Genomic DNA, 20,987 nt, shown 5'->3' with positions numbered 1-20,987 from the left:
CCGTGATCTTGGCCGGGGGGGACGACGATCACGGAGATTCCTCCGTGCGGTTGGAGCACGTAAACTTTACTCTGCCGTCTACTTTGAGAAGGGGCCACCATGGGGGCACGACGAGGCGAGAAGCTCCGCGAGCACATCCTCATGGCAGCGAAGGACGTGTTCCTTGAGGCCGGCTTCGAGCGCACCTCGATGGATGTCGTAGCCCAGCGGGCTAAGACCTCCAAGCGCTCGCTCTACGCGCACTTCCCCAGCAAAGATGTCCTCTTCGCCGGGGTGGTCGACCTGGTGCGCGAGCTCTACCTCGACCGTCTGGGCTCGCCGGAGCGCTACGTCACCACGGAGCGGGCCGATCCGGCCGAGGCCCTGGTGCGCTACTGCGAGCGGCTGCTGCAGCTGCTGCTGTGGTCCTCGTCCCTGCGTACGCTCCGGATGGGGATCGCCGAGGCCGAGAGGGTGCCCGAGATCGCGTCTGGCTACTACGAGGCGGTCTTCGAAGCTCCCACGGTGCGCATCGGCGCATACGTCTCCCGGACGTGGGGCCTGACGCAGGAGGGGGCACGGGAGACGGCCGAGATCCTCGTTGGCGTGACGGTCTACCCCGAACTGGTACAGGGCCTGCTCGGCACCCGGAAACCGATCGCCGAACACCCCGATGAGGCCGCCCTCGCCACCGATATCGACCTCGACCGCATCGCCGCAAGCGTCCGACTGCTTCTCCCGGGGATACCAGCGCGCTCCTGACATTCCGAGGCCGGCGCGGGCGAGTCTGGAAGGCATCCGAACTCCAACGCAGCCTGGCCGAGCACGGGTTGGTGATCTCGGCGGGGAAGATGTCCGGGCCATGCTGCGATTCCCGGGCGGAGAGGCAGGGCATCGCGCAACCCAATGTAGTGCTCCCGCACTTGGGCGGTGAGGGCGGCCGGGGCGTCGAGTGGTCTTCCCAGCCGGGCCGCGAGTGCGTCCGTGAACGGTGGCTTGGGATCGGCGGTGGGCCCGCGTCCTTGGGCCCAGTGTCGGGCCCAGACGTCGGTGGCAAGCCGCAGGCCGTACTCGCCGAATGCCTCACGCCACGCGAGGTAGTGGGCGTACTCGGAGTCGATGATGACACCGTCGAAGTCCATGAGGAGCGCGGAGAGACCGGCCCAGGGGCCTTCGTCCTGTCCCGCGAGGATGGCCATGCGTCGGCGTAGGCGGCAAGCTCCTCCGCGTATCCCTTCCTCGCCCAGCCCCGGTAGAACTGGCCGACCTCCCAGCCGGGCGTCGCACGGTCGCGCAGTGAGCCTTCGGTACCGGACCAGGTGGGTGCGGTGGTCACGCGGAGACAGTCCTTGGTGTCTACCTCGATGAGGTCTCCGGTGTTGGTGTGGAGCCAAGCGGAGACCTGGTAGGCGTGTGATCCGGTAGCCGCGTTAATGGTCGCGGCGGCATCGCTGGTCACGGCTGGCTGGTGGCAATGCGAGATTGAGCGACGAGCCGGGTCTCGATGTTCCGCAGAGCCGCGATCAACGTGTCGACCTCCTCGGCGTCGGTAACCGTTCCATCGAGCAGGCGGGTCCAAGTGTCACGTAGCCGCCGAAGGTTCTCGGCTGCCGCGCCCACCGTGGTGCCCGGGCGGCGGTCGATGTACCGCATCACGGCCCCTTCCGGTGGTGTCCCCAACTCGGGCGTCAGTCTCCTTGGCTGCGTTGATATGGCGGCCCACCGCCAGGATCGGGTGTGCCTCTACCGGGGTCGTCGAAGGTGCGGGGACCCGGCTCTGACGCGGATGCCGGACGTAAAGACCGGGACACGTTCGAGCGCGGCATCGTGGTTGCCACCGATGGCGAGGGCCGCAGATCCTTTCCGGGGCCGCCCCGGCACGGCCGCTGCCCTGTGGTGTCACCCCCTACCGCGGTAGCACATCCGGATGGCTCCGCAGTATGACGCGTTGCGCGCGGGCAAGGGCCCATTCTCACCTCACCACCACAAGGCGACTGCGAAAGGGCAGAACGTGAGGCTACGCAACGGCAAGCGGCGCAAGCGGGATGATCGGCCGGAGGCTCCGGCGGGAACGCCCGGCCTCGCCGTGGAACTGCGCGGGGTCCGTCGGCAGTACGGCCGCGGCGCGAACACCGTGCACGCGCTCGCAGGTGTCGACCTCGCCCTCCCGCGCGGCACCTTCACCGCGGTCATGGGCCCGTCCGGGTCCGGCAAGTCGACCTTCCTGCAGTGTGCCGCCGGGCTCGACCGGCCGTCGGCGGGATCGGTGCGCCTGGGCGGCACGGAGATCACCGGCATGAAGGAGAACGAACTGACGGAGCTGCGGCGCAGCAGGCTCGGCTTCGTCTTCCAGGCGTTCAACCTGCTGCCGTCGCTGACGGTGGAGCAGAACGTGCTGCTGCCGATGCGTCTGGCGGGGAAGCGCCAGGACCGGCGCCAGGCAATGGCGGTACTTGGCCAGGTGGGACTGGCCGACAAGGCGCGGCGCCGGCCCAGCGAGTTGTCCGGTGGCCAGCAGCAGCGCGTGGCTGTTGCCCGCGCCCTGGTCACCAGTCCCGACGTGGTGTTCGCCGACGAGCCCACCGGTGCTCTCGACACGGGTACCGCCGCCGAGGTTCTCGGTCTGCTCAGGCAGGCGGTGGACGGCATGGGTGCCACGGTCGTCATGGTCACCCATGACCCGACCGCGGCCGCCTGGGCCGACCGCGTGCTCTTCCTCGCCGACGGTACCTTCGCCGACCACCTCGAACGCGGTTCGGCGGACCAGATCGCCCGGCGGATGACCCTGCTCACCGCACGTCCGAGCAGGCTGACGGGGGTGCCCGCATGATGCGCCCCAACGGGCTCGCCCGCGCCGCCGTCCGCTTCAAGCCTGCCTCCTTCGCGGGCACGTTCGTCGCACTGCTGATGTCCGCACTGATCGTCACGGCCTGCGGCATCCTGCTCGAGACCAGCTTGCGCGGTTCCGTGCCCCCGGAGCGCTACGCGGGGGCTCCGGTCATCGCGGCGGCTGATCAGTACAAGTATGTCGTGACGGGGAGCGGGGAGGACCGCGAGAAGGAGGCGGTGCCGCTTCCGGACACGGCACGGCTGGACGCGGGTCTCGCGGACAGGGTCGTCGCGGCGCCGGGCGTGAAGGCGGCGGTGCCCGATTTCACGTTCCCTGTGCGGGCGCTGGATGGCGTGGCCGGCGAGGACGGTGTGCTGACGGCGCACGGCTGGGGCTCGCACGCCTTCACCGGCAGCACGCTGGCCAGGGGCAGCGCTCCCGGCAACGGCGAGGTGGTCCTTGACCCTGGTACGGCGCGCGCCGCGAAAGTCTCCGTCGGAGACACCATCGCGCTGCGGACCGCCGCCGGGCAACAGGACTTCGGCGTTGCCGGGATCGCCAGGGCCACAGCCGCGGACACTGCCCGGGACTTCGGCCCAGGGGACGCCACTGTCTGGTTCTCTGACGCTCAGGCGCCCGTACTCGCGGGCCACCCGGGCAAAGCGGACGCCATCGCCGTGCTCGCGAAGGGCGGGACCGATACCGGCGCCCTCGCGGACTCCGTGAAGAAGGCCCTTGCCGGCTCGGGTGCCCAGGTGCACACGGGTGACGACCGCGGGGCCGTCGAAGATCCGGGCCTGGCCTACGCCAAGGACACCCTCTTCGGCATCGGTGGCCCCTTCGGGGGTATCGCCACCATCGTCGCGATCTTCACCGCGGCCGGGACCGTGGCCCTGTCCGTGTCTCAGAGAGCCAGGGAGTACGCACTGCTGCGTGCCATCGGAGCCACGCCGCGTCAGATCCGCCGCGCGGTCGCGTCCGAAGCACTCCTCGTCGCCCCGCTCGCCGGAATACTGGGCACCCTGCCCGGTATCGGACTCGCACACTGGTGGTTCGGACAGCTGAAAGGCCGCGGCGCGATCCCTGACGCCGTCCAGATACACGTCTCCGCCATCCCGCTTCTCATCGCTGTCGGTACCGGGCTGCTCACCGCGCTCGGTGCTGGATGGATCGCCGGACGCCGACCCGCGAAGATCAAGCCCGGGCAAGCGCTGTCGGAAGCCTCGGTCGAGCGACTGCGACCCGGTGTGATCCGTACTGTCCTTGGCCTGGCCACCTTGGTCGGAGGCGCGGTCCTCGCGGGCGTCGCCGCCGGTTCGACCGGGGACGGCGCGGCAGGTGCCTCTCTGGGTGTCGTCATGTGTTTCATGCTCGCCGTCGGTCTGCTCGGCCCACTGGTGGCCAAGCTGTGCGCGGTCCTGTTCGGCCTGCCGCTGCGTGGCGCCGGCCCCGCCGCCTCCCTCGCGGACGCCAACTCCCGGGCCAACTCCCGCCGCCTCGCATCCGCGATCACCCCGATCGTGCTTGCCATGGCCTTCGCCTCAACGCTGGTCTTCATGAATACCAGCGAACGCCACGTCGCTGATTCCCAGTTGCGGGCCGGCATCACCGCGGACCACGTGGTCACCGACCCCGCCGGGCTCCCCGTCGACTCCGTGCGGCGCGCGGCCCATGAACCCGGCGTCGAGACTGCCGTCGGCATACTGAACACGCAGGTTCTCGTGCCGACCGGCTCCGGCGAATTCAAGGCACTCCAGGGCACCGCGGTCCAAGGCGTCACCGGTTCCGGCTCCGAACTCGCCAAGGTTCAGGATCTGGGTGTGACGGAAGGCAGTCTCAACCGGATCGGTGCGGGGCATATCGCTGTCGACAAGAGCCTGGCGTCCACGGCACACGTAGGCGTCGGTGACAAGCTTCCGCTGTACCTCCCCGACGGCACCGAGGCCAGTCCCGAGATCACCGCGATCTACAGCCGCGGCCTCGGCCTCGCCGCGATAACCATGGATCGCGCGTCTCTGGCCGAGCACGTCACGTCCGGCTTCGACAGTACGTTGCTGGTGAACGGCGGCTCGCAGCGTTCGTTGTCCGCCCTGGGCCGGGTCACCGACGCTTCCGGCTACGCCACCGAGCAGAGCCTCGATGCCAAGACCGGCGCCTGGATGAACAACACCATGGCCGCGGTCCTCGGCGGGTTCGCCGCCGTTGCCGCAGTGAACACCCTGGTGATGACCATCCTCGACCGCCGTCGCGAGCTGGTCACCCTTCGCCTCGTCGGTTCCACGCGACGCCAGGTCCTGGCCATGCTCCGGTGGGAGAGCCTGCTGGTCGCCGGCATCGGTATCGTCCTCGGCTCCGCCATTGCCGCGACCACGCTGATCCCGATGATGCACGGCATGACCGGCACCATGCCCTACGCCCCCCCTCTGATGTACGGCGCTTTCGCGGGTGCCGCCGCCAGCCTGGCGCTGCTCGCGGTCATGCTGCCCGGCCGGGGTGCGCTACGTCGTCAGTCCTAGCCCCTGCCCAGGCCGGCATCGTGCCGACTCGCGTCAACGCGATGCCGACCTGTGCGGGCTCGCACCTTCCTGGGGGAGCGAGCCGCGGCCACCGGGGCGGGGCTGTGCCGGGTGCACGAGAGCGTCGCCGTCCCCTCATTCCGCGATGGCGGAGAAGACCACCCGTGAAGGCAGGATGCTCGTGACTCAAACCCTGGCCCCCCCGGTCCCCATCGGGAAAGCCGCCGTCGGGGCCCTCGGCTTACTGGCGCTGTCCACCGGCGCCCTGGAATCGGTGGTTTCACCGACGATCCCGCTCCTGGAACGCGAACTGGACATGAGCCAGTCCGAAGGGGCACTGCTCAGCATCGTCCTGCTCATCACCGGCGCGCTCATCACACCGCTGGCGGGCAAGTTCGGTGACCGCTACGGCGGGAAGAAGGTGCTGATCCGCCTGATGGCGGTGGTCTCGGTCGGTGGCACGGTGTCCGCCCTGGCCCCGAGCCTGCCCGTGCTGCTGCTCGGTCAGGTGCTGCAAGGGGCGATGGTCGGCGCGCTGCCCCTGTCGTTCATCGTCGTGCGCAAGCACCTGCCGCCCGCACAGTCCAAGGTGGCCATCGGAGTGGTCAGCGGGCTCTTCGTCGGGGGCGGGATGGCAGGCATGCTTTCGGCCGGTCCGGTGGCGGAACAGCTCTCCCGGCACTGGATGTTCGCGCTCCCAACGATCGCGGTGATCGGAGCCACGCTGCTGGTGGACAGGCTGATGCCGGCCGATCCACCGGGCTCTTCCCACGATGTCGGTACCGACTGGCCGGGCCTGCTGCTCCTGAGCGGGATGCTGACCACCCTCATGCTCGTCCTCGCGCTGGCACCCGAAGCCGACTCGGCACCACTCATGCTCGTCGCTCTCGTCGCACTGCTGGCCGTCTTCGTCACCGGATGGGTGCGAGTCGAACGACGCGCGGCCTCACCCATGATCGACCTGCGCATGCTGGCTCGCCCCGCGATGTGGAAGGCATGTGTGCTCACGTTCATCATCTGCCTCGGCACTTCGATGGCGGTGTTCTTGGTTCCGCAGCTTCTTGACGAACGTGGTGAAGGATACGGATTCGGAGCCAGTGCCACCGAGATCGGCATCTACCTGCTGCCCGGCGCCATTGCCGCGACACTGGCAGGACCGCTTGGCGGGCTCGGGGAACGGCGTTTCGGCTCGCGTGCCGTGGTCAACACCGGTGTCGTCATGATGGCCTTCGCTCTTCTCGCCCTCGCGGCCGTGCACACCGAGATCTGGCACCTCGTCGTCGCCAAGGCGCTCATCGCGCTCGCCAACGGCCTGTGCGTCACGGCGATGATGACCAGCACCGCCACCTCCGTCGACCAGAACGACACCGGCATCGCCACCAGTCTGCTCCTGGTCAGCCGCGTGCTCGGATACGCGGTCGGCGGCCAACTCGGTGGCGCGCTCCTGACCGCCGCGACGCCCTCGGGCTCCGAGACCGCGGCGGAGTCGGCCTACGTCGCCGGATTCGTCATAGCCGGCGTTGTCACCTCGCTTGCCCTGTTCGTCCCTCGCACCATGCACAAAGGAGCAAAGGCATGACCCGCACCGATCAGCCAGTCCGCAGGCGCACCACCCCGAAGGGCAAGGTCCTGATCTCCGGGGCCAGCATCGCCGGCCCCGCCCTGGCCTACTGGCTCAACCGCCACGGATACGCGGTCACGGTCGTTGAAAAGGCCGGCACCATCCGCAGCGGCGGCTACCCCATTGACATACGGGGCACGGCGTTGGACGTCGTGGAAAGGATGGGGCTCCTGCCACAACTGCGCGACGCACACATCGACCTGCGCCGCATCACCTTCCTCGAAGGCGATGGCAGCGAGGTGACCTCCCTGCATCCGCATGCCGTCACCGGTGGTGTCGCGGGACATGACCTGGAGGTACGGCGAGGGGATCTGACGGACGCCCTGTACACGGCGGTCCGGGACGACGTGGAGTTCCTGTTCAACGACTCCGTCGACAGCCTTGAGCAAACCACCGACGGAATCGACGTCACCTTTCGCGGAGGCGGTAGCCGCAGGTTCGACATGGTGTTCGGCGCGGATGGCATGCACTCGCGCACCAGGGAGATGGTGTTCGGCCCCGAGGACCAGTTCCATCGCCACCTCGGCTACTGCTTCGCCATTTTCACCATGCGCAACGCACTGGGCCTCTCCCACGAGACAGTGATGTGGAACGCCCCGGGCAGGGCGGCGGCCGTTTACGCCGTGAGCGACGACGACGAAGTGCACGCCTTCCTGAACTTCGCCCAGCGCGACCTGCCATCCGGCATGTTCGGCGACCGGGAAGCCCAACAGAGGCTGCTCACCGAGACCTTCGCCGATGCCGGATGGGAGATCCCAAGCATCCTGGCAGCCCTGCGTGAAGCGGATGACGTCTTCTTCGACGCAGTCGGCCAGATCCGCATGCCGCAGTGGTCCAGGGCCAGGGTGGCCCTTGTGGGTGATGCCGCGTACGCGCCCTCGTTCCTCACCGGCCAGGGAACCAGTCTCGCTCTCGTCGGCGCCTACATGCTCGCCGGTTCCCTTGCCGAACGGGACCACGCCGCAGGCTTCGCCGCATACGAACACGCTACCCGTGCTTTCGTGACCCTGAACCAGAACCTGGTCGGCAAGGGCGGTGCGACTCTGTTCCCGACCACCGCCCAGGCCCTGGAAGAGCGAAACGACCGGCTGCGCAAACTCAGTGCGTTGCCCTCCCCGGAACCACGCCCGGCCCACTCGGCCCTTGCCCTGCCCGACTTCGACGATCTCTGACTTCGCTCGGTATCCACGGCGCCGTTGCCCGAGCGGACACCCCGGTCGCCTCACAAGTGCGGTCGGGGCCCCATCTGCCCCCGCGACGTACGCACCCCCATACGAACCCGACCAAGCCCGATTAGCCTTTCGTCCGTGAGGTTTTCTCGTTCCGATGCCGCCACCGACGCAGAGTTGGTGCGTGCCGCACAGGCGGGCGATGTGAGCGCCCTCGGCAGTCTGCTGGGCCGCCATCGCACGGCGCTTCTGGCCGTCGCCATCAGCCTGGTCGGTTACGGCCCCGACGCCGAGGACGCCGTGCAGGAGGCGAGCATGACCGCCTTGCGCCGGATCGGCGATGTGCGTGATCCCGGCGCGGTGGGCGCCTGGCTGCGCGCCGTGGTCCGTAATGCCTGCCGCATGCAGTACCGGGCGCCGGCCCGTGTTCCTCTGGACGCCGGCGTCACAGAGGTGCTTCGTTCGGCAGAACCGGACCCCGTGGAAGTACTGGGACAGCATGCCACCCGGGACTGGATCTGGCAGGCCCTGGAGGAGTTGTCGCCCCCGCTGCGCCTGGTGCTGATGCTGCGCTACTTCAGTGGTGTGACGGCGTATCAGGACATCGCCGATGCCTGCGGAGTGCCGGTGGGCACCGTACGCAGTCGGCTGAGCGAGGCCCGTGGCAAGCTGACACGAGCCCTGCTGGCCACCGCCGACACGACGCACGGCGACATCCGGGCCGTCACCGCGGAACGACGTTCCCAGGCCGAGGAGTTGCTGAGCGCCGCGCGGCGCGGTGCGCCCGTGCCCGCTCTGGCCACCTCCTGGCTGCCGACGGTCGCGGTGTCCGGGCCCGGTGGCATGAGAGCCGAGGGGTACGACCTGCTTGCCCACGGGTTCCGGCAGGATCTGACCGCCGGTGTGGGCTATCGCCTGGCCAACGTGGTCGCCAGCAGTGATCTTGCCATCTGGGAGGTCGCGCTGCAGAGCCCGCCGGAGGACCCGTTCCATTGCCCGCCCAGCGCGGTCTGGGTCCTGCATCTGCGCGCTGACTGGGTGGAGCGGGCCCGGCTCTTCCACACCCGCCGGGAGCCTCCGGCGCACACCCATACGGCGTGACCCGCATCACAAGCGGATCTTCGAACTTTCGCTCCACCCCTCGCATCTGGTGGAGGCGACAACGCGCCCGGTGGCTGTGCCTCTCCCCCCAGGGGGCGGCGCCGCAGGTACCCGGTTCCTTCCCTCGTTCGGAGATGACATGCTTTCCTATCCCCAGCCTGCTCAGGCAGCCGAGGACTTGCCCGAGCTGCTGCGCCCCATCATCGAGGAGTACCGGGGCCAGGCCCAGGAAATGCGCAGGCTGCCGGACGGACTCCTGGACCACCTGCGCGCCTGCGGGGCGTTTCGCCTCAACACCCCGCGGGAGCTGGGCGGGTACGAGCTGCCGCTGGCCAGGACGGCGGCCGTGATCGAGCGCCTCGCCCGCATCGACGGCTCGACCGCCTGGGTCGTGTGGAACCTCAATACCGGCTTCACCGCCGCGCTCCTCACCGAGGCGAGCGTGGAGCGGGTCTGGGCAGACGGCCCGGACCCGATGATCGCGCACTCCAGCCAGCCGGGTCGTCTGACACCTGGCGACAACGGCTTCCGGCTCTCCGGTGAGTGGAAGCTCGTCAGCGGGGTCGACACGGCCCGGTGGTTGGGACTGCTCGCACTCGTCCTGGACGATGGGCAGCCGCGCATGACCGAAACCGGCCCGGAGTGGCGCTTCTGCCTGGTTCCCCGCGCCTCGGTGACCGTGCGCGACACCTGGCACTCGACCGGAATGCGAGCCACGAACAGCAACACGGTCATGGCTGAGGACGTGCCGGTAGCCGCCGACATGACGGTGTCACCCAACGCGGTCAGCCGCATCGACCGCCCGCTCTATCGTGTACCGGTGATCAACCAGATCCCCTCCGGTAGCGCGGCGATCGTACTGGGCTTGGCCCGCGGGTCGATCGACGAGATGGCAGCATTGTCGCGTGCCAAGACCGGACCGGACGGTGCGCCGCTCGCACAGCAGCCGGGGATCCAGGCCGCCTTCGGCCGGGCCGCTGCGCGGGCCGACGCCGCACGGGAGTTGCTGCTGGCCGCCCTGCGAGGACTGGATGCCGCCGCGGCGGCGGGCCGCCCAGCCACGGAGGTGGAACGCGGCGCCGTGAGGGGTGCGTTGTCTCACGCGGGAGAGACCGCACGCGAAGTGCTCACGTCGATGTACGAGCTGGGCGGTTCAAGCGTCCTGTACGAATCGAGCCGACTGGGCCAGCTCTTCCGCGACGGCCACACCGCCGCCCAGCACATCGCCCTTTCCGCGGCCCACTACGAACTGGCCGGTCGCACGGTCCTCGGCATCCCCGCCGCCGACCCCACCCTGTGAACCAGCGACGACCGACGAGCACTGCCCGGTCGAAGGTGCTGCCTTCGGGCGGGTCGGCCAGGAAGGTCAGCACGTGCACCGCGACGGCGAACTGCCGCTGCAGGCTACCGGCCACTGAGCCAGCGCCAACCTGAGTTATCAGTTCAAGGGCTGGTGCGGTCGGTCCTCGGGATGCTTCTACTGAGCCTTTTCCAACCTCACGCCTCAACGTGAGGTTGGGAAAGGCTGACTGGCTTCGTACATTCCAGGCGGTTCCCAGATCCGGTCCTGTGTCCTCGACGCCGGCCGGCGTCCCGGCCACCGATCACCGATCACCAACGCGCACCGAGCAGTAGTGATCGGCAGAGTGATGCCCAGGTGGCACGCGCCATCGCGGTTACCGATCAGCCGCGGCGTAGGCGGCACGGAGGTGGTCGCCGATCATCGTGACCGCCGCTCGAGCGGTATCGACGGGCTGAAAATGCGTGAATCCGTGGTCGACACCGGCGAACTCGTAGTGATCGACCTTTGTGCCGCTCGCCAGCGCCCATTCGGCGAAGACGCGCATGTCGTGACGGAGTGTGTCGAGGCCACCGGTGAGGACAAGCAGTGGCGGGAAGTCGCCCAGATGCGGGTACTTCGCCGGTGACACGACCGGATCGGTCAGGTCGGCACCGAGGAGATAGGTCTCGCGGACCATCCGCAGCACCCAGGGCCCGATGACCGGTACCTTCCGCGGCGAAGTGCGACTCTCGTCCGGCAGGGAGAAGTCCGAGGCGCCGTACTCCAGACTCGCCGCGACCGGCGTGCCTCTCCCGTCCTGCAGGGCTTGGACGATCACGCTGAGCGCGAGTTTCGCGCCCGCGCTCGCTCCACCGACCGAGACCCGGGCCGGGTCCCAACCGCGCGTACCGGCACGCTCGAGAAGCCACGAATAGGCGTCGTAGCACTGCTGTTCAGCGACCGGGAAACGAACCTGCGGGCCCACGTCGTAATCGGGAAGAACGACGAAGCAGCCAACCTCACTGGCCAGGTACCGGGCGACGTTGTCCTCCTGCTCCGGACGGCGCACCACGAACGCTCCGCCGTGCAGAAGCAGGTGGACCGGAGGACGCCGCTCGGCGGACAACTCCGCCTCGATGTCCGAGCGGACCGGCGAATACAGCAAGGCCGAGATGGCGCCGTGCCGGGTGGGGATCGTGATCCGTTCCGGGGCGGCCACGGGTTTCGTCGCGAACTGCAGCTTCGGCGATTCGAGCAAGAGCCGGCCCAAGACCGGGAAGATGGCCTGGAACGAGCGGGCGACCAGCGCGGGACGCCAGGCGATAGCTGGTTCTTTGAATGACATCGGACACTCCTGATGTGCGAACGGAGCCCGCTCCGGGCTATCCGGCTTCGGCGATGACGTGCTGAATGCCATCGACGGCAGTCTCAGGCTGGGCGACGTGGATGTACTGGCCACCGCTGGGCGCCACGGCGTGCTCGCTGCGACCGGACAGGCCGAGCCGCTTCGCCTGGCGGGAGCATCGCCAGGCCCACCTGCGGCCCGTGCACCCACGACGAACGAACAGCAACCCTGGCAGACCTCCTGCACACCTACAACCACCACCGCTGCCACACCGCACTGGGCGGGCAGCCACCCATCACCCGCGTCAACAATGTTCCGGGTCAATACACCTAGCCCATGGCGGACTGTGATCCGTCTGCGACGGGCAGGGAAGGCGGCTCGTAGTCGTAGAGGTATCCCTGCGCCCGTTCGAAGAACGGGAGGAGTACGCGCATCTTCGCCGCATCGATCTGTCGCTTCACAGCACCGGGCCGCTTGCTCTCACGGGCGTTGTGCCCGTGCTTGAGCAGCTTGTCGATGCGCGGGCGGCGCGCCTTGTCATAGGCCGCGAGTGCCGCTGGGACGGTCGGGGCGCTGCTCAGCGCCGCTGCGAGTTCCAGTGCGTCCTCGGCGCACATCGAGGCACCGTGCCCGACGCCGACTGGGTGAGCGGCGTCGCCGACCAGGACCATGCGGGCGCTGTGCCACTTCGCGACCGGGTCGCAGACGTTCAGATAGCCGGACGCGACGATCGATGTCGCGGCTCCGACCATCGCCCTCGGCGTCGCCTCCGGGAACAGCTCGCGGACGCGCCGCAGCCACTGCTCGTCGTCGACGCCTCGGAGATCGGGCTTGGCGGGGGCCCCGATCTGCGCCGTCCACCACTGAGTCCGTTCGTCGATGCTGGTGTACACGAAGGCGCCGTTGCGCGTGTAGGTGAGGTCCCAGACGCCGGGCTCGACACCTGCCATGGTGGACATTCCGGCGACTCCATAGAGCCCCGCGTACTCCGCGCGCGGCGCGGACGAGTCGATCAGTCCGCGCACGGTTGACCAGATGCCGTCGGCACCCACGAGCAGTTCCGCGGTGTCGCGCCGGCCGGAGGCGAATTCAGCCACCACGCCGTCCGCCGACTCCGTCGAGCCCACCAGGCGTTCGCCGGTGACGATCCGCGCGCCCGCGTCGAGTGCGGCGCGCCTCAGGAGCGCCACGAGCCGTCCGCGCTGGAGCGCGACGCTGCGCATCGAATCGGTGCCGCGCCGAAGGCGCGGCACGTCTCCCAAGAGGCGGCCGCCCCCCGTGTGGAACCGCATCCGATCAATGGGGAATCCGGCTGCCCGCACGTCGTCCAGGCAGCCCAGCTTCTCCAGCGCGCGCAGGCCGTTGACCGCGAGGCTGAAGTGGGCGCCGACCTCCTCGGGTGGAACCTCGTACGCCTCGTAGACGGTCACCTCGTGACCGATCTGTCGCAGTGCAAGGGCGGTGGCGGGGCCAGCTACCCCGCCACCGATCACGATCGTCTGCACAGGCTTCTCCCTGAATCTAATTTCACCGAATACTGATTCGGTGAAATTCTGTTCCGATACGCTGGCATCTGTCAACAGGCGAGGAGGACGACATGCCTCAGGCGAGTTCCGCCAGCCGGAAAGTCCGGGCGGCCCAGACCCGTGCCGCGCTGCTGGACGCGGCGCGGGGGCTCTTCAACGAGCGCGGCTACCTCAATACGAAGATCGTTGACATCACGGCCGCGGCCGGACGCTCGACCGGGTCGTTCTACGAACACTTCGCCAGCAAGGACGAGCTGCTCCAGGCGCTCCTCGCCGAGATGGAGGGTGCGATCGACGAGCGCATGATCGGTCTGGAGCACCCCCGCGATCACGACCTGACCGACCGGGACCAGCTGCGCGACCATGTCGGTGTCGCGTGGACGGTGATGCGACAGAACCGCCCCGTCGCACTCGCACTGTTTCAGGCGATGGTGGCCGACGCCCCCGCTACGGGCCGGGCCTGGCGCGACCTGCGCGCACAGACAGTAACCATTCGGGAGCACCTCGAGTACCTGGTTGAGCGCGGACACCAGCTGCCCGGCGACCCCGAGTTCATCGCGGCGGCGATAGGCGCGATGCTTGTCACCCTCAACTACGCCGTGCTCACGCCCCCCGGCAGCGAAGACGACCAGCACGTCATCGGCAGCCTCACGGATTTGCTGTTGTACGGGCTGTCCGGACCGGCGTCACGATCAGCGGATGAAACCTAGAAACCCGCTTCCGGCCGCCCTCCTGGGTGTTGCCGAACTCGGCAGGACGAGCCGGACTGCGGGGACGGCTCCAGCGGCGCCCCCGAGCCGCGGCGAGCCCGTCTCCTCGACCCGCCGCGGTCACCGGTCAGAGTCCGAACAGCCGCTCCGCGTTGCGGTGGGTGAGCGCGGCCCGTTCCTCGGCCGTCAGGTCGAGCCCGTCGATGAAGTCAGGCACCTTCCCAAGTCGGTACGGCGGGCACCATCTTGACCGGGCTCGTCCAGGACACGACCTGTACGTCGATGCGTGCTCGCCGAGATCGGTGCCGAGCCGGTACGCGATCGCCTGGTCCAGTGCTGGGGACCGCCCGAGCCCCGGCCGGACGGGCGTCGGGCTGGTGCTCCGGAAGCGCAGATCGGGTGCCTCACGGGCGAGCACCGATCCGGCGCCCTCCATGATCGCCGGATCGATCGCGTGTTCCTCGACTCAGATGAGAGTCATTTCGCACTCGCATGGCAGGGGTCAGGAACGGGCAGCGTCGACGGCGGGCCGGAGGACCTCTGTGCACCACTGACGGAAGGTGGTCGGCGTGCTGTTCGCGGCGGTGCGGACGACGCCCTCGTCGAGGCCGTCGATCTTGGCCTGCGCCATGTCGGCCATCGCCCGGGCCATGCCGGGCGACGCGCCGAAGGAGAGCATCGCGGTCTCCAGTGACGCGGCCTCGATCCGCTCGTAGCGCACCGGGATGCCCAGCACGTCGGTGATGACAGCGGCCATGTCGTTGCCCGACAGGTCCTCCGGGCCGAGCAGCGGTACTTCGGCGAACCCGGTCCAGCCGCGGTCGAGCAGCAGGCGAGCGGCGGTGTCGCCGATGTCCCGGGTGGCCACCATCGGCGCCTTGCGCTCGGGCGCGAGGGGTCCATAGATCGCGCCCCGGCCCAGGATCGTGCCGATGTCGCGCAGCGTGTTGTCCATGAAGGTCGGGTTGGCGAGCGCGCGGTAGTTCGTGACCGTGGCGAACAGGTCGTCCATGGCCAGCGAGGCCGTACCGTTGCCGGCCCGGTCGGCCGCGGCGGTCCCCCTGCCCAGCGCCGAGACCCCGACGACGTGGCGGACGCCGTGCGCGGCAACGGCCTCGACGCCCGGCCTGCTGGCCTCGACGTAGGAGGTCATCACGTCGGGGGCACGGAGGTCGCTGGGCATCAGCCAGTACACCGCGTCGGCACCGGCGAACGCTTTGTCCACCACCGCGGCATCGCGGTGGGAGCCCTCCACGACCTCGACGCGGTCACGGACGCCGGGAGAGAGCCGCTGCGGATCGCGGACGACAACCCGGACGGACTCGCCGGCATCGAGCAACCGCTCGACGACGCGGCGGCCACTCTTGGCGGTGGGGGCGGTAACGACGATCACGAGTATTCCTCCGTACGACGGGTGCGTGTAAACTCGACCGTACCGTTTACTTCCGGAAAGGGCCACCATGGCAGCGCGACGACGCGACAAAGTCCGCAACGGCCAGACACCCCAGGAAGCCGCCCGGAACGCACTACTCGGTCCCATAGCGCGGAGCATGCACTTCTGCCCGTGCTGATCGACAGGTGGCAGATGTCGCGGCGCCTTCTCACCGTCCACACGTTTCCGCGCGACGGCCTCTTCGGGCGTCCGATCAGCCGCCTCACCGGTCTCCTGAGCGACGATCTCCAGCCGACCGCCGGGCAGTTCCCACTCGTCGCGCTCGTTGTGCAGCAACAGGACCCGCTCCTGGTCATCAAGGACCACGGCCTTCACCGACACCGGCCACACCGGCGGCTTGTACGACGACACCATGCCCGTTCCGTAGCCGCGAAGCCACGCAACGTAACACGTGAAGCATCCGGCGGACGCTGACGCCCGGTGACCCGGGGTTGACAGTCTGTCGCCCCCCGTCTCGCCACCTGTGCCGCTCCCCCACCACGGCGCTCCGCCCGGCCGCCCGAAGGACGGCTCCCCCACTCGGCCGGCCGATCCGCCGCCCCCCACGCTGCCCTCGGCGCATCGCGGTCTGCTTTTCCGACTACGCTGCCCTCATGATTCGCGCTGTGACCTTCGACGTCGGTGAGTGCTTGGTCGACGAGACCCGCGAGTACGGCACCTGGGCCGACTGGCTCGGCGTACCGCGGCACACCTTCGCGTCGGTGTTCGGTGCCGTCATCGCGCAGGGCCGCGACTACCGCGAGACCTTCCAGGTCTTCCGCCCCGGCTTCGACCTGGCACACGAACGCGAACTGCGAGCGGCGGCGGGCAAACCGGAGTGGTTCGGCGAGGACGACCTGTACCCGGATGTGCGGCCCACGCTCGCCGCACTGCGACAGGCCGGCCTCTGGGTGGGAATCGCGGGCAACCAGACGACCCGTGCCGGGGGGCTGCTGCGCGGCCTCGACCTGCCCGCCGACTTGATCGCCACCAGTGACGACTGGGGTGCCTCGAAACCGGACGTCGCGTTCTTCGAGCACGTGATCAGTGCGGCTCCGGCTCAGCCGCACGAGATCTTGTACGTCGGTGACCGGCTGGACAACGACATCCGTCCCGCAGCAACAGCCGGGCTGCTGACCGCGCTGATCCGTCGGGGGCCTTGGGGAACGATCCAGCAGAACGAACCGGACGCCGACGCGATCACGACGATGCGCATCGACTCCTTGGCCGAACTGCCGGACCGCATCGCCAAGTTCAACGCTGAAGCGCGCTGACCGTCGTCCCCCAGGCGTACAACAGGTCATCGAGATCACGAACACAAGGTTCGTGCTGCCAGGCGGTCAGAGCACGCCGCGCCTCACGCACGCGCTCCATACCGGCGGCATACCAGGTCACCGCCAGTTGCTCCAGCGCCCGGCTCGCGTATTCGCAGGCAGATTGCGGATCTCCAGCCGCGGCTTCGACGGCAGCCAGGTCCCCCAGCAGGACGCTTCGCTGCTTCTCCGCTTCCGGCAGCAGCTCATCCAACGCCGCGCGGAGGGTCTCCCGCGCCTGTGGCAGGTGACCGGCCGTCAGTTGGACATTGCCCTTGAAGGCGGCGAGCCGTGCCGGGCTGAACCAGTCCATCCACGCAGGAGTGGCATGCTCAGCTCCCTCCTCCAACGTGTCCTCGGCATGCGCGATGAGGTTCAGCGCGGCCCGGGTATTGCCGCAGCGCGTCTCACATTCGGCCTCGACCGCATCCAACCAGGCGAGGAATTCGGCCGACGCAGCTCCACGACGAGCGTATGTGCGTGCCGCGGTCATGCGCTCAGCCGCGGCCTCCCGCTCGCCGGCCCACCCGGGAATGAAGGCGGTGTGGGCGAGAACCGCCGCACCGAGCAGCGCATCATCCGCTTCACCGGCTGCTTGCAGTGCACGCAGCAGCGTCTCCCCGGCCCTGTCCGGCTTCCGCAGGTCGAAGAACTCGATACGGCCGGCCAGCAAGTAGGACTCGGCCAGCGCCGCCGCAAGTCCCCGCCTCGCCGGGTCGGCGGTGACGGGAAGCAAGGCGACACCCAAGCGGGCGTGTTCGAGTACGGAGGGATGAAGGTCAGCCGGGGCGACTGACCAGTAGAGGTGCCGATGAGAGCGCGTCACCGCTTCGAAGTCGCGGGCAACGCTCGGCGGTTGGGTTGTGGCTGCCACCATGCGCGGAACAACGCCGAGACGCGCTTCGGCCCGCACGTCGGCGACGCCACGCTGTTGCGGTGTGCGGGCCGGCCGACTTGATTCCTCCCACGGCGGCACGAAGCCGAGTTCTTCCATGGACTGACCGAGGAGGTGAGTCAGAACTCGGTGCACGTCGGGCTGCGGCCAGGGCGGTGCCGCCGATTCCCATCGCCTGACCTGCCGAACGCCGACGGTCAACCCGCGGATACCGAACCCGGGAGCGGTGGCGGTGATGGCGTCTGCAAGCGACTGCTGCGAGTTGTAACCGGCGGCTACTCGGGCCGACTTCAGCCGGGTGTTTCCAACAGGACGCGACATGGTCTCCTCCGGGCTAGGGCTCTTCCCCGAGACTGCCACGCAACGGCCCCATCGCGCCTCACTTCACTCCACAGGAGCAGCAAAAGTCCTCATGGCGACCTCTTGATGGCCTTTAGAAGTCCTTGAATGGAGAAGCCGACAGCGCCAAGCTGACTGCTCCCAACGCCGGGCCATCCGAAAAGGAGTCGCGCATGTCCCGCGATCCCCTCCGACGACCCGCCGTACCGAACGGTTCAACGCACCAGGTGGTAGTGCCCAGTTATGCCGCCCCGCGACGCCATCGCCGAGGACGTTGGCGGTACCTCACGACAATGACTGGGCGACGAAGCGCTTCTCGACGAACGTCGCAGCTAGAACGCGCACAACGCCTGCCCCCTTTTTCCGAGGCGCACCCGTTCGCTTTCGCTCGCTCACCTCAAGGCACTGAAGCGACGCCCCATGTCTCGCTTCGGCCACGCCGAGTCAAGCACGTATCCACGCCCTGCCGCTCCCCGCGGGGTGTGACGGACTCACGGCAACTGCCCGTGGCCGGAGCGGGCCCACCCTCCCCCATACGAAGGGATCAACGGAGTGACCCCGATGTCCAGCCGCAGTCCGCTCCGCCCGCGTGGGCCGGGCTGGTGTACGTGGCGGAGGACGCGACCGGGCTGCTGGTCTGCACGCTCCAGCAGCACCGCGGCCCGGTCCACCACGGCCTCGTGCTGAACCTGCGCGGCCCGGACGCCGGCACCATCTGGGCCGCCTGGCGCGACGGCATCGAGCCCTACCTGCTCATCATGCTCTCCGACTGCCCGGTCACGACCGCCGACGGCGACGAGGCGTGCAGCGAGTTCGCCGGACACCCGGGCGCCCACAGCTGGGACCTGGCCGACCCTCGACCGCAACCGGACCTCTCCGCGCTCTTCGGTCCGCTCTTCGCCCGGCAGGCGCGGCCGCCCGACGGCCGTGTGCTCCACGCTGCCACCCGATTTCGCCGAACGACCACGAACAGGAACCCCGCACGATGAACCCCGCGGTCCCCGCGCCCACTGCTTTACTCGCCAAAGAGTCCGACGCCACCACCGGCTCGGTGCGGCAGTGGGCGATCACTACGACCACCGGCGAGCGCACCACCGGTTACCTGCCGCCCTGGGCCACCGAGAACCCCAGCGAAGACGACGTGCCTCCGCAGGAACTGGCCGCGCGCCTGGCCGATGTCTGCCACTTCACGGAGTTTCCCGGGCAGGTCCTGCGGGCTTACTCGCCGGGCAACCCCACCGACGCGCCCGAGGAACTGGAGATCCTGAGCGCCAGCATCACCTGCACGCCGCACGCCGCCGCGCCGGAGCTGGCCGTTGCGGTCGCCACCGTGCGAGTCGCCGACGAGTTCTGGATCACCGACCTCGACCCGACGGGCCTGGCCGAGATCGTCCAGGGTCTGCGCGCCGTGGCCGACCGACTCGACAGTGTCGTCATCCCCCAGCTCAACGACATCCGCGCCGAGTGGACCACCCACCACACCTCCCGTGCGGGAGCCCGCTCATGAGCACCGACACCACGCCCCCCGCCGCAGACCGCGAGAGCACCAGCACCCCTCAACTCGCCCGCGTCGCTGCGTCGTTTGCTGCCGGTGAGGTCAGCGCCCGGGCCCTGTACGCCCACCACCTCGCCTTCCTCCGCGAAAAGGCCGACCTCTCTCTCCAGGGGCTGGCCGACCAGTGCCATTACGAGCAGTCCTACCTCCACCGCCTGGAGACCGGCGGCCGCCTGGGCACCCTCACCGTCGCCCAAGCCCTCGACCGCTACTACGGCACCGGCACTCTCCTCGCCGGACTGTGGCGCCTGGCCAAACGGGAGGCCAAACGTGCGGCCGGCGGACTCACCGCCCTCGAAGCCGCCGCGACCAGTATCCAGGAGTACGCCCTGACCACCGTCCCGGCTCTGCTCCACACGCCCGCCTACGCCGAAGAGCAGTTCGTCAGCGGCAGCCCGCAGTCGGCGGAGGTCCTGGCGGCGCAGATCGACGCGCTCCGCGAACGCCAAGCCCGGCTCACCGAGAGCACACCGCATCCGGTCCGCTACCGCGCTGTCCTCGACGAGTTGGTCCTCCACCGCCGCGCCCGCAGCCAGGCGACCTGGGACGGCCAACTCGACCACCTCATCACCACCGCCCAGACCCCCGCCGTCACCCTGCAACTCCTCCCGCTGCACGCCGGGCCCCACGACCTCCGCGGCCCCCTCCAGCTGCTGTCCTTCCGCGCCCGCGGCCCCCTCGCCTACGCACACGGCACCCTCACCGACCACCTCACCGACGACCCCGACGACGTCGAGGAACTCAGCCGCCAGTACGACCAGCTGCGCGACCTCGCCCTCACCCCCGCCCAGACCATCGAACACCTCCACGCCCTGCGCACCGGCACCCGCTGACCAACCAACTCCACACCCACCCAGGAGCCATCGGACATGAGCCTCACGACCCTGCTCACCAAACCCACCGTCACGCCGCCCCCCGACCCCGAGTCCACCATGACGCCGCGCACCTGGACGATCAGCACCATCGAGGGCATCACCCTCACCGGCCACCAGCCCGACTGGTCCATGGACGACCCCAGCAAGACCGACATCACGCTGGACCAGGCCATGAACCACCTGCGCGAACACGCCCACTACACGATGCTCCCCGTCGACCCGGTCCTGCCGCCCGCCACCCTCGACATCGAGATCAACGGCACCCGCTACCGCGAGTCCACCAGCCTGATGTTCGCCACCCAGATCGCCTGCCACCCCTACTCCCCGCAGTCGCACCAGCAGGTCCCCACCGCCAGCCTCACGATCGTCGAGGAATGGGACTTCGAGGGCCTCACCCCTGCCGACCTCGCCCGCTTCGCCACCCAAATCCGCACCCAGGCCGACTACTTCGAGACCACCGTCCTCCCCGCCCTGGCCACCGCCCGTGAGGACTGGACCA

General features: G+C 69.0%; 18 protein-coding genes. 13 read left to right on the top strand and 5 right to left on the bottom strand.

The features are described 5' to 3' along the window. Positions 1-99: 99 nt before the first annotated feature. Positions 100-741, top strand: a complete 642-nt coding sequence (locus WA788_RS32510; protein WP_335983687.1) for a TetR/AcrR family transcriptional regulator — start codon at positions 100-102, stop codon at positions 739-741. 693 nt (positions 742-1,434) lie between these two features. Here the strand turns inward: WA788_RS32510 and WA788_RS32500 are convergent. Continuing rightward, on the bottom strand, positions 1,435-1,632 hold the full coding sequence (locus tag WA788_RS32500; RefSeq protein WP_335983685.1) for a hypothetical protein: 198 nt from the start codon (positions 1,630-1,632) through the stop codon (positions 1,435-1,437). 358 nt (positions 1,633-1,990) lie between these two features. On the opposite strand from WA788_RS32500, the gene WA788_RS32495 reads away from it, so the two are divergent. The 6 genes from WA788_RS32495 (at position 1,991) to WA788_RS32470 (ending at position 10,516) form a co-directional block, all read left to right on the top strand. After that, positions 1,991-2,809 carry an ABC transporter ATP-binding protein gene (locus tag WA788_RS32495; RefSeq protein ID WP_335983739.1) on the top strand — a complete coding sequence of 273 codons (819 nt, stop codon included), beginning with the start codon at positions 1,991-1,993 and terminating at the stop codon, positions 2,807-2,809. After that, complete coding sequence (locus WA788_RS32490; protein ID WP_335983683.1) at positions 2,806-5,325, top strand: FtsX-like permease family protein; 2,520 nt, start codon at positions 2,806-2,808, stop codon at positions 5,323-5,325. Before WA788_RS32495 ends, WA788_RS32490 begins: the two co-directional genes overlap by 4 nt. A gap of 181 nt (positions 5,326-5,506) precedes the next feature. Continuing rightward, entirely contained in the window at positions 5,507-6,904 is a 1,398-nt protein-coding gene (locus WA788_RS32485) for an MFS transporter (protein ID WP_335983738.1), read from the top strand. Further along, positions 6,901-8,118, top strand: a complete 1,218-nt coding sequence (locus WA788_RS32480; protein WP_335983680.1) for an FAD-dependent monooxygenase — start codon at positions 6,901-6,903, stop codon at positions 8,116-8,118. The genes WA788_RS32485 and WA788_RS32480 overlap by 4 nt, the downstream gene beginning before the upstream one ends. A gap of 135 nt (positions 8,119-8,253) precedes the next feature. Beyond that, a complete protein-coding gene (locus tag WA788_RS32475; protein WP_335983678.1) occupies positions 8,254-9,216 on the top strand; it encodes an RNA polymerase sigma factor in 963 nt (320 codons plus the stop codon). A 139-nt stretch (positions 9,217-9,355) separates the two neighbouring features. Further along, positions 9,356-10,516 (top strand): acyl-CoA dehydrogenase family protein, encoded by a 1,161-nt coding sequence (locus tag WA788_RS32470; protein WP_335983676.1) that lies wholly within the window; start codon positions 9,356-9,358, stop codon positions 10,514-10,516. Between the two features lie 376 nt (positions 10,517-10,892). On the opposite strand, the gene WA788_RS32465 is transcribed toward WA788_RS32470, so the two are convergent. Together WA788_RS32465 and WA788_RS32460 are read right to left on the bottom strand one after the other, a co-directional pair. After that, the gene (locus tag WA788_RS32465; protein ID WP_335983673.1) at positions 10,893-11,843 is read right to left on the bottom strand and encodes an alpha/beta hydrolase; all 951 of its coding nucleotides are present in this window, start codon (positions 11,841-11,843) and stop codon (positions 10,893-10,895) included. Between the two features lie 329 nt (positions 11,844-12,172). Further along, complete coding sequence (locus WA788_RS32460; RefSeq protein WP_335983670.1) at positions 12,173-13,348, bottom strand: FAD-dependent oxidoreductase; 1,176 nt, start codon at positions 13,346-13,348, stop codon at positions 12,173-12,175. Positions 13,349-13,440: 92 nt separating this feature from the next. On the opposite strand from WA788_RS32460, the gene WA788_RS32455 reads away from it, so the two are divergent. Then, entirely contained in the window at positions 13,441-14,079 is a 639-nt protein-coding gene (locus WA788_RS32455) for a TetR/AcrR family transcriptional regulator (RefSeq protein WP_335983668.1), read from the top strand. A 502-nt stretch (positions 14,080-14,581) separates the two neighbouring features. On the opposite strand, the gene WA788_RS32450 is transcribed toward WA788_RS32455, so the two are convergent. Then, the gene (locus tag WA788_RS32450) at positions 14,582-15,886 is read right to left on the bottom strand and encodes an NmrA family NAD(P)-binding protein (protein WP_335983666.1); all 1,305 of its coding nucleotides are present in this window, start codon (positions 15,884-15,886) and stop codon (positions 14,582-14,584) included. Between the two features lie 239 nt (positions 15,887-16,125). On the opposite strand from WA788_RS32450, the gene WA788_RS32445 reads away from it, so the two are divergent. Further along, the gene (locus WA788_RS32445) at positions 16,126-16,785 is read left to right on the top strand and encodes an HAD family hydrolase (protein WP_335983664.1); all 660 of its coding nucleotides are present in this window, start codon (positions 16,126-16,128) and stop codon (positions 16,783-16,785) included. Here WA788_RS32445 and WA788_RS32440 read toward each other — a convergent pair. Further along, entirely contained in the window at positions 16,766-18,040 is a 1,275-nt protein-coding gene (locus tag WA788_RS32440; RefSeq protein WP_335983662.1) for a transcriptional regulator, read from the bottom strand. The genes WA788_RS32445 and WA788_RS32440 overlap by 20 nt on opposite strands. A 626-nt stretch (positions 18,041-18,666) precedes the next feature. Here WA788_RS32440 and WA788_RS32435 point away from each other — a divergent pair. From WA788_RS32435 to WA788_RS32420, 4 genes are all read left to right on the top strand, one after another. Beyond that, the gene (locus WA788_RS32435; protein WP_335983660.1) at positions 18,667-19,047 is read left to right on the top strand and encodes a hypothetical protein; all 381 of its coding nucleotides are present in this window, start codon (positions 18,667-18,669) and stop codon (positions 19,045-19,047) included. Further along, positions 19,044-19,565 (top strand): DUF6907 domain-containing protein, encoded by a 522-nt coding sequence (locus tag WA788_RS32430; RefSeq protein ID WP_335983658.1) that lies wholly within the window; start codon positions 19,044-19,046, stop codon positions 19,563-19,565. The genes WA788_RS32435 and WA788_RS32430 overlap by 4 nt, the downstream gene beginning before the upstream one ends. After that, the gene (locus WA788_RS32425) at positions 19,562-20,446 is read left to right on the top strand and encodes a helix-turn-helix domain-containing protein (protein WP_335983656.1); all 885 of its coding nucleotides are present in this window, start codon (positions 19,562-19,564) and stop codon (positions 20,444-20,446) included. The genes WA788_RS32430 and WA788_RS32425 overlap by 4 nt, the downstream gene beginning before the upstream one ends. A 36-nt stretch (positions 20,447-20,482) precedes the next feature. Then, a partial coding sequence (locus WA788_RS32420; protein ID WP_335983653.1) for a DUF6907 domain-containing protein occupies positions 20,483-20,987 on the top strand: 505 nt, incomplete at its 3' end.

Origin of the sequence: Streptomyces sp. CA2R106 (assembly GCF_037034245.1) — a bacterium.
Taxonomy (GTDB): domain Bacteria; phylum Actinomycetota; class Actinomycetes; order Streptomycetales; family Streptomycetaceae; genus Actinacidiphila.
This window is presented reverse-complemented; position numbering and strand designations above follow the sequence as displayed.